Source organism: Hwanghaeella sp. (assembly GCF_965227365.1).
GTDB lineage: Bacteria > Pseudomonadota > Alphaproteobacteria > UBA8366 > Aestuariispiraceae > Hwanghaeella.
Window position 1 is genome coordinate 2,011,802 of the sequence record NZ_OZ245754.1, and the last position, 16,734, is coordinate 2,028,535.

General features: G+C 60.4%; 17 protein-coding genes. 15 read left to right on the forward strand and 2 right to left on the reverse strand.

The window, feature by feature from the left end; genetic code table 11:
- The first annotated feature begins 8 nt into the window (after window positions 1–8).
- The 10 genes from scpB to ACQK2G_RS09230 all read left to right on the forward strand — a co-directional run bounded on the left by scpB (window position 9) and on the right by ACQK2G_RS09230 (window position 9,968).
- A complete protein-coding gene (gene scpB, locus ACQK2G_RS09185) occupies window positions 9–680 on the forward strand; it encodes an SMC-Scp complex subunit ScpB (protein ID WP_425404728.1) in 672 nt (223 codons plus the stop codon).
- Window positions 681–783: 103 nt separating this feature from the next.
- On the forward strand, window positions 784–1,908 hold the full coding sequence (locus ACQK2G_RS09190) for an ABC transporter ATP-binding protein (protein ID WP_425404729.1): 1,125 nt from the start codon (window positions 784–786) through the stop codon (window positions 1,906–1,908).
- A 94-nt stretch (window positions 1,909–2,002) separates the two neighbouring features.
- Entirely contained in the window at window positions 2,003–2,245 is a 243-nt protein-coding gene (locus ACQK2G_RS09195; protein WP_425404730.1) for a twin-arginine translocase TatA/TatE family subunit, read from the forward strand.
- Window positions 2,246–2,317: 72 nt separating this feature from the next.
- Window positions 2,318–2,815: a Sec-independent protein translocase protein TatB gene (gene tatB, locus ACQK2G_RS09200; RefSeq protein WP_425404731.1), complete on the forward strand. Its 498-nt coding sequence runs from the start codon at window positions 2,318–2,320 to the stop codon at window positions 2,813–2,815.
- A complete protein-coding gene (gene tatC, locus ACQK2G_RS09205) occupies window positions 2,812–3,633 on the forward strand; it encodes a twin-arginine translocase subunit TatC (RefSeq protein ID WP_425404732.1) in 822 nt (273 codons plus the stop codon). Before tatB ends, tatC begins: the two co-directional genes overlap by 4 nt.
- A 133-nt stretch (window positions 3,634–3,766) precedes the next feature.
- Complete coding sequence (gene serS / locus ACQK2G_RS09210) at window positions 3,767–5,050, forward strand: serine--tRNA ligase (RefSeq protein WP_425404733.1); 1,284 nt, start codon at window positions 3,767–3,769, stop codon at window positions 5,048–5,050.
- Window positions 5,047–5,841 (forward strand): 5'/3'-nucleotidase SurE, encoded by a 795-nt coding sequence (gene surE, locus ACQK2G_RS09215; RefSeq protein ID WP_425404734.1) that lies wholly within the window; start codon window positions 5,047–5,049, stop codon window positions 5,839–5,841. Before serS ends, surE begins: the two co-directional genes overlap by 4 nt.
- Entirely contained in the window at window positions 5,841–6,515 is a 675-nt protein-coding gene (locus tag ACQK2G_RS09220; protein ID WP_425404735.1) for a protein-L-isoaspartate(D-aspartate) O-methyltransferase, read from the forward strand. Before surE ends, ACQK2G_RS09220 begins: the two co-directional genes overlap by 1 nt.
- Before the next feature lie 128 nt (window positions 6,516–6,643).
- Window positions 6,644–7,765, forward strand: a complete 1,122-nt coding sequence (locus ACQK2G_RS09225; protein ID WP_425404736.1) for a peptidoglycan DD-metalloendopeptidase family protein — start codon at window positions 6,644–6,646, stop codon at window positions 7,763–7,765.
- 190 nt (window positions 7,766–7,955) lie between these two features.
- Window positions 7,956–9,968 carry a HAMP domain-containing methyl-accepting chemotaxis protein gene (locus ACQK2G_RS09230; protein ID WP_425404737.1) on the forward strand — a complete coding sequence of 671 codons (2,013 nt, stop codon included), beginning with the start codon at window positions 7,956–7,958 and terminating at the stop codon, window positions 9,966–9,968.
- Between the two features lie 98 nt (window positions 9,969–10,066).
- On the opposite strand, the gene ACQK2G_RS09235 is transcribed toward ACQK2G_RS09230, so the two are convergent.
- Window positions 10,067–10,936 (reverse strand): ATP-binding protein, encoded by an 870-nt coding sequence (locus tag ACQK2G_RS09235; RefSeq protein ID WP_425404738.1) that lies wholly within the window; start codon window positions 10,934–10,936, stop codon window positions 10,067–10,069.
- A 181-nt stretch (window positions 10,937–11,117) separates the two neighbouring features.
- On the opposite strand from ACQK2G_RS09235, the gene ACQK2G_RS09240 reads away from it, so the two are divergent.
- From ACQK2G_RS09240 to ACQK2G_RS09260, 5 genes are all read left to right on the forward strand, one after another.
- On the forward strand, window positions 11,118–12,140 hold the full coding sequence (locus ACQK2G_RS09240) for a threonine ammonia-lyase (RefSeq protein ID WP_425404739.1): 1,023 nt from the start codon (window positions 11,118–11,120) through the stop codon (window positions 12,138–12,140).
- 220 nt (window positions 12,141–12,360) lie between these two features.
- Complete coding sequence (yajC, locus tag ACQK2G_RS09245; RefSeq protein WP_425404740.1) at window positions 12,361–12,753, forward strand: preprotein translocase subunit YajC; 393 nt, start codon at window positions 12,361–12,363, stop codon at window positions 12,751–12,753.
- Window positions 12,754–12,828: 75 nt separating this feature from the next.
- The gene (gene secD, locus ACQK2G_RS09250; RefSeq protein WP_425404741.1) at window positions 12,829–14,388 is read left to right on the forward strand and encodes a protein translocase subunit SecD; all 1,560 of its coding nucleotides are present in this window, start codon (window positions 12,829–12,831) and stop codon (window positions 14,386–14,388) included.
- A 23-nt stretch (window positions 14,389–14,411) separates the two neighbouring features.
- Complete coding sequence (gene secF, locus ACQK2G_RS09255; protein ID WP_425404742.1) at window positions 14,412–15,353, forward strand: protein translocase subunit SecF; 942 nt, start codon at window positions 14,412–14,414, stop codon at window positions 15,351–15,353.
- Window positions 15,310–15,753 (forward strand): Mth938-like domain-containing protein, encoded by a 444-nt coding sequence (locus ACQK2G_RS09260; protein WP_425404743.1) that lies wholly within the window; start codon window positions 15,310–15,312, stop codon window positions 15,751–15,753. Before secF ends, ACQK2G_RS09260 begins: the two co-directional genes overlap by 44 nt.
- 16 nt (window positions 15,754–15,769) lie before the next feature.
- On the opposite strand, the gene ACQK2G_RS09265 is transcribed toward ACQK2G_RS09260, so the two are convergent.
- On the reverse strand, window positions 15,770–16,618 hold the full coding sequence (locus ACQK2G_RS09265; protein ID WP_425404744.1) for a hypothetical protein: 849 nt from the start codon (window positions 16,616–16,618) through the stop codon (window positions 15,770–15,772).
- Between the last annotated feature and the right edge of the window lie 116 nt (window positions 16,619–16,734).

Sequence of the window (16,734 nt, forward strand, 5' to 3'; positions counted from 1 at the left end):
GGGACCGGATGGACCGTTTTCAACAACTCCGCCTGCTGGAAGCCATACTGTTCGCCAGTGCTGAACCGGTGACCGTGAAGCATTTGACTGGACGGATGCCGGAAGATGCCGATTTGAACGGCCTGCTGGAAGAGTTGCAGGGGATGTATGCCAACCGCGGGGTAAACCTGAACAAGGTTGGCGATGCTTGGGCATTCCGGACCGCGGCCGATATGGCCCAATATATGACGGTCGAACGGGAAACGCCGAAGAAGCTGTCCCGGGCCGCGATCGAGACCATGGCGATCATCGCCTACAATCAACCTGTAACCCGGGCAGAGATCGAAGAGATCCGTGGGGTGGCGGTCAGCCGCGGGACGATCGACCTGCTGCTGGAAGCAGGCTGGATCAAACCGCGCGGGCGCAAGCAGGTTCCCGGCAGACCGGTGACCTGGGGCACCACACCGGCCTTCCTGGATCAGTTCGGGTTGGAAGACCTGAAGTCCCTGCCGGGTGTCCAGGAATTGAAGGCCGCCGGGCTATTGGACAGCCGACCGGGGGTGGGCGCCATCTCCATGCGCGAGAGCGAGGCTGATCTGGCCGATTCCGAAACGCTGGAGGAAGAGGAAATCGACCTTTTCGAAGAGCAGGACGACTACGAAGCGGTCGAAACCGAGGACGCGATCGCGCTGGACGAATAGTGGTTGCGTCTTCCTTCAGGTTCCTTAGTCCTTGTGATTAATTAGCAGCCGCAATAAGTAATATCAGAGACTGCTGAAAGACGCGTCGGACCGGGATTTTTTGATGAGTGATGTGCCGAACGTGACGGATACTGAAACGCGACGGGAGCGCTCGGAAGGGCCGCCCGCGCTCGAATTCCGGAATATCGTGCATGCCTATGGCACGATGGTTGCCGTCAAGGATCTGTCCCTGGCCGTTGCCCCTTCGGAAACCGTCTGTCTGCTCGGGCCCTCCGGTTGCGGCAAAACGACGGCGTTGCGGGTCGCCGCCGGTCTGGAATCGCCTGCGAGCGGCGAGGTCTGGATGGCCGGCCGTCAGTTGAATGGCGGCGGACGGGCAGTGCCGCCGGAACACCGGCATATCGGGCTGGTCTTCCAGGATTACGCGCTTTTTCCGCATATGAATGTGCTGGAAAATGTCACCTTCGGTTTGGAACGAATGGCTGAACGGGACCGCCGTGCGCGGGCCATGGATTCGTTAGCGCTGGTCGGGATGGCGGATTACGCCGAAAATTACCCGCACACCCTTTCCGGCGGACAGCAGCAGCGTGTCGCCTTGGCGCGGGCCTTGGCGCCCAAACCGGCCGTCGTACTGTTGGACGAACCGTTTTCCGGTTTGGATGCGCGCCTTCGCGACTCCGTCCGCGACAAGACCTTCCACGCCCTGCGGCAAAGCGGCGCGGCGGCGCTGATGGTCACACATGATGCGGAGGAGGCGATGTATATGGCTGACCGCATCGCCGTCATGAAGGATGGGCGGCTGGTGCAGGACGGAGCGCCCCGTGAATTGTATCAACAACCCCGCAATCCCTTCGTCGCGGCCTTCTTTGGTGAGGTGAACAGGATTTCCGGTATCGTTCAGGGGGGATCCGTTGAAACCGCGGTCGGTGTTCTGCCGGCGCCGGGCATGGCGAATGGCGCACCGGTCGACGTTTTGGTCCGCCCCGAGGCGCTGCGCCTGTCGCCGGCGACCGTGAATTCGATCGGGCCTGGATTTGCCAAGGTCCTCAGTGCGAGGCTGCTTGGCCGGACGAGCCTCGTCCACCTTTGCACCTGCAAGACCACGGGTGAAGAGCTTCATTTGCATGCCCGCGTACCTGGGTCCTACCTGCCGGTCGAAGAAACCATACAGGCCATCGAACTTGATCAAAGTCAGGCCTTTGTTTTTCCGGGCGGAGCCGCTAAATAGGGCCTAAATCAAGAACGCGCCGATTTCGGTAGCGGCGGCTTACCTCCGACACGGGGCGCATCACAATACGGTGCGTGAATTTGAGGACAAGGGAATGGGTGCATTCAGTATTTGGCATTGGCTTATCGTTCTGGCGGTTGTGCTGCTGTTGTTCGGCGGTCGCGGCAAGATCTCCCAGTTGATGGGTGATTTCGGCAAGGGTCTCAACGCGTTCAAGAAAAACGTGAAGGATCAGACCAACGAGGAAGCCGGCGAAGGCGATGCCAAACAGTTGAAATCCGATGCGAGCGCGGATTCCTCGGACAGCAACGTGAAGGATAAGGCCGCCAACGGCTGATCCGCCGTAACGGCGCCGCAACGGTTAAGTCTGCGGTAACTGCTTTAGCGCCTTCGGGCGGGGACCCCCTCGATGTTCGATCTTGGTTGGAGTGAACTGCTGATGATCGCGGTCATAACCGTGATCGTCGTTGGTCCGCGCGAATTGCCGCGCGTGCTCCGCACCGTGATGCAGGGCATGAAGAAGCTGCGCAGCATCGCGGGTGAATTCCAATCGAGCATCGACGAGATGGCGCGGGAAGCGGACCTGCACGACCTCAAGAAAAAGCTTGAAGACACGTCCAAGTCGGATTGGGAGAAGGAAATCACCGATACGGTCGACCCGACCGGCGAGGTGGGCTCCATTCTGAAGGAAACGAAATCCGACATCGACAAGGAAAAGCGCGGTCTGGACGAAGCCGGGAAGCAGGCTGAATTCTCGGCCAGGGATGCCTTGTCTTCCGCGAAGAAGACCGAGGAGGCGCCGGCCAAGCCGACGGAAAGCGCGGCGCCTGCGCCTGCGCCTGAAATTGCCGCTGAGCCGGCATCCAAGGACGAGACCTCCAAGAAATCCGCCGGAGGCGACGCATGAGCAGCGCGGCTGAGAACGAAAAGGACGACCTCGACGAGTCCAAGGCGCCCTTGATGGATCATCTGATCGAGTTGCGGCAGCGGCTGATGTACTCGGTCGGCGGCCTGATCACCGCGTTTTTTATCTGTTTCTACTTCGCGGACGATATCTTCAATTTCCTGGTCGCGCCGCTGGCGGAGATCTGGAAGGAAGAAACCGGCCGTCGCTTCATCTACACGGCCCTGCACGAAAAGTTCTTCACTGATATCAAGATCGGCTTCTTCGCGGCCTTTTGCCTGGCTTTCCCGGTGATCGCCGCCCAGGTCTACATGTTCGTCGCGCCTGGCCTGTATAAGCACGAGAAAAAGGCCTTCCTGCCGTTCCTCGTCGCCACGCCGATCCTGTTCTTCATCGGCGCAGCCTTCGTCTATTACATCGTCCTGCCGGTCGCTTGGCAGTTCTTCATCGGTTTCGAGCAGCAAGCCGGCGACGGAACGGTGGCGATCACGCTCGAACCGAAGGTTAATGAGTATCTGTCGCTGGTGATGCGTTTGATCTTTGCCTTCGGGATCAGTTTCGAACTGCCTGTGATCCTGTCCCTGTTATCCCGCGCAGGAATTGTCACGGCCAGGACGCTCCGGGAAAAGCGGCGCTATTCCATCGTGATCGCCTTTGTGGCCGCCGCGATTCTGACCCCTCCGGATCCGCTGAGTCAGCTCGGTCTCGCGATCCCGATCATCCTGCTCTACGAGATTTCGATCTGGTGCGCGGTGCTGATCGAGAAGCAGAAGTCGGAACGGGAAGCCCTCCTGAACCAGGAAGCGGGCGTAGAGGACTGACATCGGTCTGAAACCGAGTGTCGGCCCGCCGGTGGACCGCACCGGAATCCTCGCTTATAAACGCGCCGGTCCGGCCCCGATACGACGTTGGGGCCTCTCTTGAAAATCTGAACGACATTGGAACGGTTCGGCTATGCACGACCTGAAATTCATCCGCGATAACCCCAAGGATTTCGACAAGGCGATGGAAGCGCGGGGCATGGGCCCCATGTCCGCCGGCATCCTGGCGATGGATGAAGCGCGCCGATCCGCGCAGACCCGTCTGCAGGAACTTCTGGCCCGCCGGAACGAGGCGTCGAAGGAAGTCGGCATGAAAAAGAAGGCCGGCGAAAACGCGGACGATCTGATTGCCGAAGTCGCGGAACTGAAATCGACCATCGCCGATCTGGAGGCGGAGGAACGCAAGGCTGCCGAGGACCTGACCGGCATACTCGAATCCCTGCCGAACATTCCGGCGGACGATGTGCCCGTCGGCCCGGATGAAGAGGCCAATGTCGAGATCCGCAAATGGGGCGACCCGCGGGAATTCTCCTTCGAACCCAAGCAGCATTTCGATATCGGTGAAGCAAACGGGTTGATGGATTTCGAAACCGCCGCCCGGCTTTCCGGTGCGCGTTTCGTGGTGTTGAAGGGCGCGCTGGCGCGGCTTGAACGCGCCTTGGCGAATTTCATGCTGGACCGGCACACGTTGGAAAACGGCTATACGGAAATCATTCCGCCCGTCCTTGTCCGCGACGAGACCATGTACGGTACGGGGCAATTGCCGAAATTCGCCGAGGATCTGTTCAGGACGGAAGAAGGCTTCTGGCTGATTCCGACGGCTGAGGTACCGCTTACAAATTTGGCCGGGGACACCGTCGTCGACGAAGCGGACCTGCCGATGCGTTATACCGCTTGGACGCCTTGCTTTCGGTCGGAAGCGGGAGCGGCCGGTCGCGATACGCGCGGCATGATCCGCCAGCACCAGTTTTCGAAGGTGGAAATGGTCAGCATCACCCACCCCGACAAGTCCGAAGAGGAATTGGAACGGATGACCGGATGCGCGGAAGGCGTACTTCAGGCGCTCGGCCTGCCTTACCGTGTGCTGGCGCTGTGCACCGGCGACATGGGGTTCGGTGCCCGTAAGACGTATGACCTTGAAGTCTGGCTTCCGGGGCAGGGGCGTTACCGCGAAATCTCCAGTTGCTCCAATTGCTGGGATTTCCAGGCCCGACGCATGAAAGGCCGGTTCCGCACGCCGGGTGAAAAAGGTACGAAGTTCGTGCACACCCTGAATGGGTCCGGTCTGGCGGTTGGTCGTACGCTGATTGCGGTCCTCGAGAACTATCAGAACGAGGACGGTAGCGTGACGGTTCCCGACGTCTTGCGGCCCTATATGGGCGGTATCGCTCGGATCGAGGTGGAGAGCGTGGCGTGACCGAGGCGCGCAAGATCGTCGATCTGGCGGCGGCGCGCGTTCTGATTTCCAACGACGACGGCATCCGTGCCAAGGGGCTGGCGGTGTTGGAAGACGCGGTGCGCCCGCTTGTGAAGGAAGCCCGCATCGTTGCGCCCGAAGGCGGGCGCAGCGGCGCTTCCCACATGATCACCTATGCCGGGCATGTCCGCTTGAAGCGGGTAGGGACGGCGGAACGTTATGTGACGGACGGCAGTCCGGCCGATGCCGCTATTCTGGGGCTGCAGAAGGTTTTCTCAAATGGTCTGCCCGACCTCGTGTTGAGCGGCGTTAACCATGGTTTGAACATGGGGGATGACTTCTTCTCATCCGGGACGATGGGCGTGGCGATCGAGGCTTGCCTGCAGAACGTGCCGGCAATTTCATTCAGCGCTTACCGTGGCGAAATCGGAATCAACTGGGACACGGTGGAACGCGTCCTGCCCGACGTGCTTGGCAAACTGGCGGCGTTCGGTTGGGTTCGCGACGTCTTCTACAACGTCAATATTCCGAATCGACCCTATGGTGACATCCGGGGAATGGTGCCTGTCCCGCAAGGGCGGATGGACGATGCTTCCAGCTTCGTTGTGGCGCCAGGGGACGACCCACGGCGTTCGGGGACCTATAGACTGCGCCACAATGGAGGCATCGGCTTGCGCCAAGGGGATTGCGATTACACGGCGATTCGGGACGGATATATTACGGTGACGCCGGTCCGCGTGGAGATCACGGACCGGGGCATGCTGGATCAAATGAAGGATGCGTTGACGTGATGTCTTCCACTGTAGCGGAAGGGGGTAATCAGGCCGGGGACAAGCTTGCGCAGGATCGTGCCAAACTGGTTCTTATCCTGCGGCAGGCGGGTGTTCGCGATCCGCGCGTGCTGAAAGCCATGGAACGCACGCCCCGGGAAATGTTCGTGCCCGAAGGGTTTCGTCGGCATGCCTATGACGACACCGCGCTTCCGATCGACTTGGGGCAAACCATCAGCCAGCCGTTGATTGTCGCCATGATGACGGAGGCCCTGGAAGTGCATGACCGCGCCAAGGTTCTGGAGGTCGGGACCGGGTCCGGATACCAGGCCATGGTGCTCAGCTTGCTATGCCGCCGCGTCTATACAATTGAACGTATTCGGGACCTGTTGAAGCAGGCCGAGGCGCGCTTCAAGGCCTTGGACCGGCACAACATCACCACTCGCCATGGCGACGGGTACAAGGGCTGGCCGGAACAGGCGCCATTCGAATGCATCATGGTGACCGCGGCTGCGCCGGAAATTCCACAGGCGCTCATCGATCAACTGGCACCGGGCGGCAGGCTGGTCATTCCGGTTGGCATGGACCCTGTGTCGCAACGCCTGCTGAAGTTGGTGAAACACGAAGACGGCACGATCACGACGTCCGAACTGGGCGGCGTTCGTTTTGTGCCTCTGCTGGAAGGGACGCAATAGGAAACGTGGTCCGCCCGAGCCGCAGGAACGTCCTGAACGCAGCCGCGCCGACCCCGATTGCGCTTCTTCTTCTGCTTTGCCTTTTCGGCATTACCGCCTGTTCGGACAGGGGGGCACCACGGATTCGCGTGTTCGACGGCACGGCGCCACCCGCCGGGCGCGGTGTGCCGGCTGCGTCTGGTCCGGTCGCGGAAATCCAGGACGGTTCCCTGCACGAGGTACGCGACGGCGAAACGCTGTATTCGATCGCCCGTGGTTATGGCGTCAGTACCCGCGATCTGATCTCGGCAAACGGCTTGAAGCCGCCTTATCTGCTGTTGAAAGGACAGCGCCTGACCATTCCCGCCAGCCGCGTCCATCGGGTGCAGCCCGGCGAAACGGTGTACGGCATCTCGCGGCAATATGGCGTGGACATGAGCCAACTGGTCCAACGCAATGCGATCAAGCCGCCGTTCACGATTCGTGTCGGGCAGCGGCTCGTCATTCCCGGCCGGGTGGTCGAGGCGCAGAGCCTTGCCGCGAAACCCCGCCAGGAAGCAGCGGAACCGGAACCCACCGTGCGGTTCGAAACCAAACTGACGGCGGAGGAACGCCGCAAACTGGCAGAAGAGCCCTTGGATGCGCCGTTGGCCGTCCGCCCGCGGTCCGACGAGCCGCCCACTTCAACGCAGCCCGTGGCGGGCGGTCCGCGGGCGCCGGTGCGTGGTGAAGTGGGGCAGGAACCGGTCCAGCAGACCGCGGCGGCCCCACCGCCGCGTAGAGACTTCGCCGTGACGACGGACGGATTCCCGAGACCGCGATTGAAACCGGAAGGCACCAGCCGGGTTGCCATTGCCGGCCCGAAAGTTGTTCCGCGGCCCGGCGCGCGCAGCAAGGACACTTTTCTATGGCCGGTCCAGGGCAGGGTGATCTCGCGCTATGGGCCCAAGGCCGGCGGCTTGCACAATGACGGGGTGAATATCGCAGCCCCGCGCGGCACGCCCGTTCGGGCCGCGGAGAACGGTGTTGTGGTCTATGCAGGTTCCGAACTGAAAGGGTTTGGGAACATGGTGCTGGTCAAACATGCCGATGGGTATGTCACCGCCTATGCCCATACGGCTGATATCCTGGTTCGGCGCGGAGATCAGGTGCGCCGGGGCCAAGCGATCGCCCGTGTCGGCAGCAGCGGCAATGTCGATAGTCCACAGCTGCATTTCGAGATACGGAAAGGCCGCAAGGCCATTGATCCGCAAGGGCGTCTCGGCGCCTGACGGGAGAGGACGGGCCAATCGTGCCCGGTTTCGATTATTCGGGTTATCTAATTGTTTAGAATGATAAAATTCTACAAAAAACCTTCGTGTTGAGGTTTCGTTAACCGCCTGACCATAACATTGGACAAGCCCCAATTCTTTGGGCTTTTCCACTCTTCTTGCGCGCTAAATCCCTGGTCAGGAGTTCCAGATGCCTTTCATTAAAAAGATTGATATTTCCACAAAGATTTATGGCGGTTTCGGCGCCATCGTCATTCTGCTGCTGATTATTGGGGGAACCGCCTGGTGGGGCTTGAAACAGGCGGGGTCGAATGCGGAGAAATACCGTGTTCTTGCGACCCAGACAGCCGAGATCGGGCGTGTCCAGGCGTCGATGCTGGAAGCGCAACTGCTCGTCGAGAATTTCCTGGTCCGGCCGTCGACGTCGGTCGTCATCAAAGTGGCCGCGGCACGGAAACGGGTTGAGAGTCAGATGGCTGCGCTGTCGGAGATGGAACTGGCTGATGAAACCCGCGCAACGCTGAACACGGTCGCTGAGAATCTGAAGGCGTATTTCAACGCGTTCACCGAGGCGACACACCTTGAGAAACAGCGCGTGGGGATCATCGAGAAGGAGCTTTCGGTCCAGGACGCGAAGATGGAAGCGAATATAAGCGAACTGGTTCGAACCGCGACCGACGAATATCTTGCAGATGTTGCGGCCCTCGGCGGTGAAGTCATGCGCAGCATCCTGATCATGCGCAATCATGTCGCCAAGTTCCTGGTCAACCCGGATCGCCCGGCTTTCGAGGCGCTTCTGGCGGAAAGCGCGAAGATGGACGAGAAGCACGCGGCGCTGGCGGAAAACATCTACGACGAAACGCGCGCCGCCTTGTCGACCGAAGTCCTGGAACTGCACCCCGCTTACCGGGCGGCTTCCGAGCGCTTGTTCGACACGGTTCAGGAACGTACCCGTGTCGTGGATGAAACCCTGACGAAACTCGGATCCTCGGTCGTAAACGACATGGCGACGCTGGCGGATGCGAATGCGAAGGAACAGGCCGCCTTGGGGGAAGACGCGAAACTCTCGAATTCCATCGGCATAATGATCTCTGTCGTCGTTTCCGTGGTCAGCGTGGTTCTGGCCCTTGTTCTCGCCTGGTTGATCGGGGCCGGAATCTCAAAGCCGATCCAGGCGATCACACAGGCCATGACGGCTTTGGCGGGCGGCGACAGGTCGGTGGATATTCCCGGGCAGGACCATCGTGACGAGATCGGCGCTATGGCCGACGCGGTTCAGGTCTTCAAGGAGAACATGATCCGTACGGACGAAATGAGGGCGCAGCAGGAACAGGAAGCCCGAGGTCGCGAGGAACGCGCGAAACGAATTGAGGAACTCACCCGTGATTTCGATCGCAAGGTGGGGGAAGTTCTCGACGCATTCTCCGGTTCGGCGAATGAGACGGAGCAGACCTCGGCTTCCATGAGTTCGATCGCGCAAGATACGAACCGTCGTGCAACGACAGTGGCGGAGGCAGCCGACCAGACATCTGAGAATGTGCAGAGTGTCGCCGCCGCAACCGAGCAGCTTTCGCATTCCTCCAGTGAAATCGGGCGTCAGGTCTCGCAGTCGGCGGAAATCGCGGTGCGAGCGGTGGAGCAGGCCCAGAAGACAGACCACACGGTCCAGGGGCTGGCGGAAGCGGCAAAGGAAATCGGCCAGGTGGTTCAGTTGATCCAGGATATTGCGGAGCAGACCAATCTGTTGGCGTTGAACGCCACGATCGAGGCTGCACGGGCGGGAGAAGCCGGTAAGGGGTTTGCGGTCGTCGCGAACGAAGTCAAAAGCCTGGCCACGCAAACCGCCAAGGCGACCGGGGATATCGGCCGCCACATCACGTCGATCCAGGGCGAGACGCAGGCTGCCGTCTCGGCGATCCAGGCGATTGCGCGAACGGTGGATGAAATCAATAGCACCACGGCGGCCATTGCCGCGGCTGTCGAACAACAGGTGGCTGCGACCGGTGAGATCACGCGCAGTGTCGATCAGGCGGCGACTGGCGCGCAGGACGTGTCCAGCAATATCGGCGAGGTGACTCGGGCGGCGGGCGAGACCGGCTCCGCGGCCGGTCAGATGACTCAGGTCGCTGGTCGGATGAAGGTCAAGGCTGACGAATTGAGGCAGGAAGTGGAAAGCTTCCTGAGCGGTGTGCGCGCCGCCTGAATTTCACGGGGCATGTGACGGGGCGCCGTTGCGCTCCGTCTACCCGCCCGGGGCGGAAACATACGTTTGTCTGGCTCTGTTCCGGGTAAGAGCAGCCGTCAGGTCAGTGGCTTGCCCAGGCTTCCCGCGAGTTCCTGGATGAACTGCCAGGCAACCCGGCCGGAACGCGCGCCGCGGGTCACCGTCCATTCAACGGCGCGCGGCTTCCATTCCTCTTCACTGATGCCGAGGTCATAGGCCTCGACATAGCCTGCGATCATATCGAAATAGGTTTGCTGATCGCAGTTGTGGAACCCGAGCCAAAGGCCGAACCGGTCGCTAAGCGAGACTTTCTCTTCAACCGCTTCTGAGGGGTTGATCGCGGTCGAGCGTTCGTTGTCGATCATGTCCCGCGCCATGAGATGGCGTCGATTCGAAGTCGCGTAGAATACGACGTTGTCGGGGCGCCCTTCGACGCCGCCTTCCAGCACCGCTTTCAAGGACTTGTAGGCCGCGTCTTCGCCATCGAAGGAGAGATCGTCGCAAAACAGAACCCAACGGCGGTCCGTATTGCGAAGCCGGTCCAGCAGAACCGGGAGCGTGGGGATGTCTTCCCGGTGGATTTCGACAAGCCCCAGACTGCCGGGATTTTCCGCATTCACAGCGGCATGGACGGCTTTGACGAGCGAGCTCTTGCCGGCTCCCCGGGACCCCCAGAGCAGAGCATTGTTCGCGGGCAATCCGTTTGCGAAGCGGCTGGTGTTTTCGAGCAGCTGGTCACGCTGCAACTGGACACCGCGCAGCAGTTGGATATCGACCCGGTTGACCTTCTTGACCGGGCTCAAGCGGCCGTCCGCGGCATGCCAGACGAAAGCGTCCGCAGTCGCCAGATCGTCCTCGGCCGGGGCCGGCGGACTGAGCCGCTCAAGGGCGGTTGCTATACGCTCCAGGAGCGGGAGAAGGTCTGTGTTCTGTGTCGTATTTGTCATGGCGCGGGACGGTATTGCCTGGGTCTTCAAGCGTCAATGCGGATTGGATGTTGGGACTTGTGCGGCCCAGGAAACGTTGAGGGGCAAGTTGCCCAGTTGCCGATGTTCTGCGACAGGGGATATCAACCGGCCATTCATACTTTATCCCTTCACCCATTCGCCCTTTCGTGGAGTTGCTTTTATGCCCGCGTTTTCCGAAGACCTTAAGACCGATCCTCTGACAATGGCGGATGTGCGTGACGCTGTCGAAGCGTTGCACGGGATCGTGATTCGAACCCCCTTGCTGGAAAACCCTGACGTGAATGCGCGGTTGGGTGGGCGTTTATTGATAAAAGCGGAATGCGCGCAGCGGACGGGCGCGTTCAAGATTCGGGGGGCCTATAATCGTATTCGGCATATGACGCCTGGCGAAAAAGGCAGGGGAGCGATCACCTATTCATCCGGTAACCACGCCCAGGGCGTTGCGTTGGCGGCCCGGTTGCTCGGCAGTTCCGCCTTGATCGTCATGCCGTCGGACGTTCCGTCCGACAAGATCGACCGTACCCGCGCCTTGGGCGCCGAGATCGCCTTCTATGATCGGGAAATGCAGAACAGCGATGACGTCGTCGCGGAACTGCGCGCGGAAACGGGCCGTGTCGTGGTCCCGCCGAGCGGCGATGTTCGCGTTCATGCGGGCGCCGCGACGGTCGCGACTGAAATTTTTGACCAAGCTAGTGGTCTGGGTGCTTTGCCGGATGCGATACTGATTCCCTGTGGGGGAGGCGGATTGACGGCGGCCACGGCCTTCGTTGCGAACGAGACCTCGCCCGAAACGAGCGTCTTCGCGGTAGAGCCGGCACTGTTCGACGATACCTGCCGGTCGCTTGACGCGGGCGAGAGAGTTCGCAACCCGGCCGGAAGAACGACGATTTGCGATTCCATTATGACGCCGACGCCGAATGAGCAAACCTTTGAGATCAATAGGAAATTGCTGGCAGGGGGACTGAGCGTAAGTGATGAGGAGGTCTGCGACGCCATGCGGTTCGCGTATGAGCATTTCAAGATTGTCGTAGAACCGGGGGCGGCGGTCGGGATTGCGGCGGTTCTGAGCGGCAGGATCGCGATCGAGGGACAAACCGTGGTCACCGTGGTGACCGGAGGCAATGTCGGTTCCGGCAGGTTTTGCAGTCTGATGAACTCGGTAGACGTCAAATCCGACCGATGACTTAAAAACCGGTCGAGAAGCCCCTATATGGCATCGAAATGAGGGCCGGGTCGGAGCAGGCTACGGGCGTTGCAAAAGCGCTGACCGTCGCTATAGTCCGGCGGTTCTCAATCGAGGCGGTAGAGCCGCGTCGGATTTCCATTTGATCGGGCGTCGCACCGGCCGCGGACCAGGGTATCCAGGGCCACGTGCAGCAACGGCGTCCTGGTAGGGAGGTTTTATGTACTTCATATCGACGGCTTTCGCCCAAGATGGGGCCGCCGCTGCCGGCGGAATGGGCGGACTGATCCAGTTCCTGCCGCTGATCGCCATCGTCGCGATCTTCTATTTCTTGCTCATCCGGCCGCAGCAGAAGCGGCAGAAGGAGCATCAGGCCAAGATCGGCGCGGCACGCCGGGGCGACCAGGTTCTCACCGGCGGTGGGATCTATGGCAAGGTCACGAAAGTCCTGGATGACGGCAAGCTGCAGGTCGAGATTGCCGAAGGCGTCCGGATCCGCGTTGCCGCCAGCACGCTGATGGATGTGATCAGCAAGACGGAACCGGCCAAGACCGTGAAATCCGACAAGGACGCGGCCAAGGACGAAGACACGAAGGACGAAAAGTCCTCTTAATCCCGTAACGGCGGCGGTTCGGCCGGCCCTGGTGCCGGTGCCGGCCGCCGACACAAGCGAAAGAGCTGCCGCAGCATGCTCCAGTTCCCTTTATGGAAAAAGGTCCTCATCGGCGTGATCTGCGCCATGGGTATCATCTACGCAGCCCCCAATTTCTTCCCGCAAGGCACATTTGACGGTCTGCCGGACTTTGCGCCCGGCAAGACGTTGAGCCTCGGTCTCGACTTGCAGGGCGGGTCCCACCTGCTGTTGGAGGTCGAAACGGATGCGGTCGTGAAGGAGCGACTGGAGTCCACCGTTGACGCCATTCGCAGAACGCTGCGGAAGGAGCGGATCGGATATACCGGCTTGGGTGTGCAAGGCAGTTCCGTTGTCTTCGGATTGCGGGATCAAAGTCAGCTTGATGCCGCGCAGAGCAATGTCCGTGAAATCGACCGTACTCTGCGTCTGAGCACCCTGGAAGACAGCCGCGTTTCCGTGACTTTCGACGAAGCGACATTGTCCGCCGCCCGTATTCATGCAGTGGAACAGTCGGTTGAGATCATTCGTCGACGGATCGACGAAATGGGAACACGGGAACCCGTTATCCAACGTCAGGGTGAGGACCGCATTCTGGTCCAGGTGCCGGGATTCAACGACCCCGGCGAGCTGATCGACATCATCGGCCAGACGGCCAAGATGACCTTCCATCTATTGGACGAACGAGCATCACCCGGTCAGGTCCCGGCGACGGCGCCGCCGGGTACGGTGATCCTGCCGTCCAACGAGAATGACGGGCAGCAATTCCTGGTCGAACGGACTGTTCGGGTCAGCGGTGAGCGGCTTGTCGACGCACAGCCGAGTTTTCAGAACAACCAGCCGGTCGTCTCGTTCCGTTTCGATACGCTCGGCGGACGGCAGTTTGGCGATGTGACGCAGGAAAATGCCGGCCGTTATCTCGCCATCGTGCTCGACGGCAAGGTGATCAGCGCGCCGGTTATCCGGGAACCGATCCTGGGCGGCAGCGGCATCATCAGCGGCAGCTTTACCGTCCAACAGGTAAACGATCTGGCCCTGCTGTTGCGCGCGGGCGCCCTGCCGGCGCCGATCACGGTCCTCGAACAGCGTTCCATCGGGCCGAGCCTGGGGCAGGATTCCGTCGACGCGGGGCAGATCGCCAGCATCATCGGACTGGTTGCCGTCATCGTCTTCATGATTATGAGCTATGGCCTGTTCGGCGTGATGGCGGACATCGCCCTGATTTTCAACATTGGGCTGATCATCGCGGTCCTGTCGGGGCTGCAGGCTACTCTGACCTTGCCGGGGATCGCCGGGATCGTCCTGACGATCGGTATGGCGGTTGATGCCAATGTGCTGATCTTCGAGCGGATCCGCGAGGAACTGGCCGCCGGTCGGTCGCCGTTCTCCGCCGTCGATTCCGGATATAGGCAGGCGTTAACGACGATTATCGACTCCAACCTGACGACATTGATCGCGGCGCTTCTCCTGTTCGCCTTCGGGTCCGGCCCGATCAAGGGCTTTGCTGTAACGCTGTCGATCGGAATCGTTACCTCCATGTTCACGGCGATCATGGTCACCCGGTTCTTCGTGGTCTCCTGGCTGCGGTCCAAGCGGCCCGCCACGTTGACGGTTTAGAGTTTGCCGGAAAGGGCAGTCCGATGCGTTTGAAGATCATTCCCGACAACACGAAGATCGATTTCATTGGCTATCACAAGCTGGCGATCGGGTTCTCGGTGCTGCTGGTCGTGGCATCGCTGACGGTGTTCGGTATCCGTGGTTTGAACCTCGGTATCGATTTCCTGGGCGGTATCTTGCTTGAAGTGAAGACCGAGGGACCGGCGGATATCGGGTCTTTCCGGTCCGATCTCGGCGCATTGGGGCTTGGCGAGGTCGGTATACAGGAATTCGGAGAGGCTGATGTGCTGTTGATCCGGATCCAGCGTCAGGAAGGTGGTGACGAAGCGCAACAGGCGGCCATCAACATGGTGACGGAGACCCTGGGAGACCGCGTGGTTGAATACCGCCGCAACGAAGTCGTCGGGCCGACGGTCGGTGCCGAATTGCAGGAAGCGGCTTTGTTGGCCGTCCTTGCCGCGATGGGGGCGATCCTCGTTTACATCTGGTTCCGGTTCGAATGGCAATATGGGGTTGGGGCGCTCTTGGCGCTGACCCACGACGTCATTGCGACAATCGGCCTTTTTTCGTTTTTCCAGTTGGAGTTCAACTTGTCGACCGTTGCCGCGATCCTGACCATCGCCGGGTATTCGATCAACGATACCGTCGTCGTCTATGACCGGGTGCGCGACAAGCTGCGCCGCTACAAGAAACTGCCGTTTGAAGAACTGTTCAATATGGCGATCAACAAGACCCTGTCGCGGACCGTGGTCACCGGCGTGACGACGTTGCTGGCCTTGCTGGCGCTGCTGTTCTTCGGCGGGGAGGTCATCCGCGACTTCGTCATCGCGATGATCTGGGGCATCATTATCGGGACCTTCTCTTCGGTCGCGATCGCCACGCCGCTGCTGCTGTATATCCGTCCGCGCCGGGGCGACGAGGATGAATCCCCCTCTGGGGAAGAAGCTGCGCCGGAAGCGGGCTGACGACAGACCCTTGGATATCACGCCGCTCATTCCCGAGGACCGACAGGTCATTGATTCCTATGGACCAGGGCGCTTCCAGATCGCCGGAATCGCCTATACGGGTCCGGTCCTCGTCTTTCCCAATGCGGTCCTGGATTGGGACATAAGCGATACGGCCGATATTTTTGCGTCCTTGAGTCCCACCTCATTGGCGGCCGTGGCGGGCGCCAATCCGGCGATAGAGGTTCTGCTGCTGGGGACGGGAACGCGGACGGAATTCGTCAGGCCGTCTGTAAAAGCGTCCATCAAGCAGGCAATCGGGTTGATGCCGGACGCAATGGAAACCGGCGCAGCCTGCCGTACCTATAACATCCTTCTGGCGGAGGGCCGGCGGGTGGCCGCGGCGCTGTTACCCGTCTAGGCGAATCTACAGATCTTCAGTCGATCCCGCTGACGAAATTGGCGAGGTTCACGCATAATTTCTGCAACTCCCGGGCGGATTTCGTGCCCAGGTGTTCGTTTCGCTTGATGCGTTGTGCCGCCGTTTCGGAAATCGCCGTGACAAGGGGCTGTAATCTGTTCTGGCCCGCGGATTCGAGGCTACCGGCGAGTTTCTGGACCGTGATCAGGATATTGTTCTCGGAGCGGGTCAATTCTTCCTCGATACCCTGATTTCCGCCTTCCTCAAGCAATTCGATGAGATATGCCTGTCGTTCAACGAGATACGTGTTGAAGGTCAACAGGGCCCTTTCGAGGGCTTCGCGGTGGGCTTCCGGGTCGAAATTGCCGGACTTCTTGGCTTTCAACGTATTCGGCACCATGACGCGACGGGTGAAGGTCTCCTCGCGGACGGCCTTGCGCCGGTCGGGTCCGATATAATGGGTGGTTACGACGAACGGGCGGTTGCCGTCTATAAGCCGGGCCAGCCGCTTTTGCATCAGGTCGCGACTGAACGGTCGGACAAGGAAAGCGTCGCAACCGGAACTGACGATATTTTCAACCCCTTGTCCGGTTGGGGCGGGGCCGGTCATCAGATAGAAGCCGAACGGATCATGGTTGGATAGATTCTGACGTGCCGTTCGGATGGTCGTGGAAATATGATTCAAGTCTTTCGACGTATCGAACAGCACGAGATCGTACAGCGATGTCTCCATCGCCTTCAGTGCCTCGGTACGGTCGGTTGTGGTATCGACACGGCTGAAGCCGGACGAACGAAGTCCCGAGACCAGAGCCGCACGGAGTGCCGGATGGTTTTCCAGCACAAAGGCGGCTAGTGAAACGGACATGATGCCCGTATTAGGAGTTCTCTCCATCACGAATCAGACGCGTTCTGCGCCCATCCCCCTCAACGCCTAGTTGCATTGTGCCTCTCCACGAATCACTACTGCACTTAGACATACAC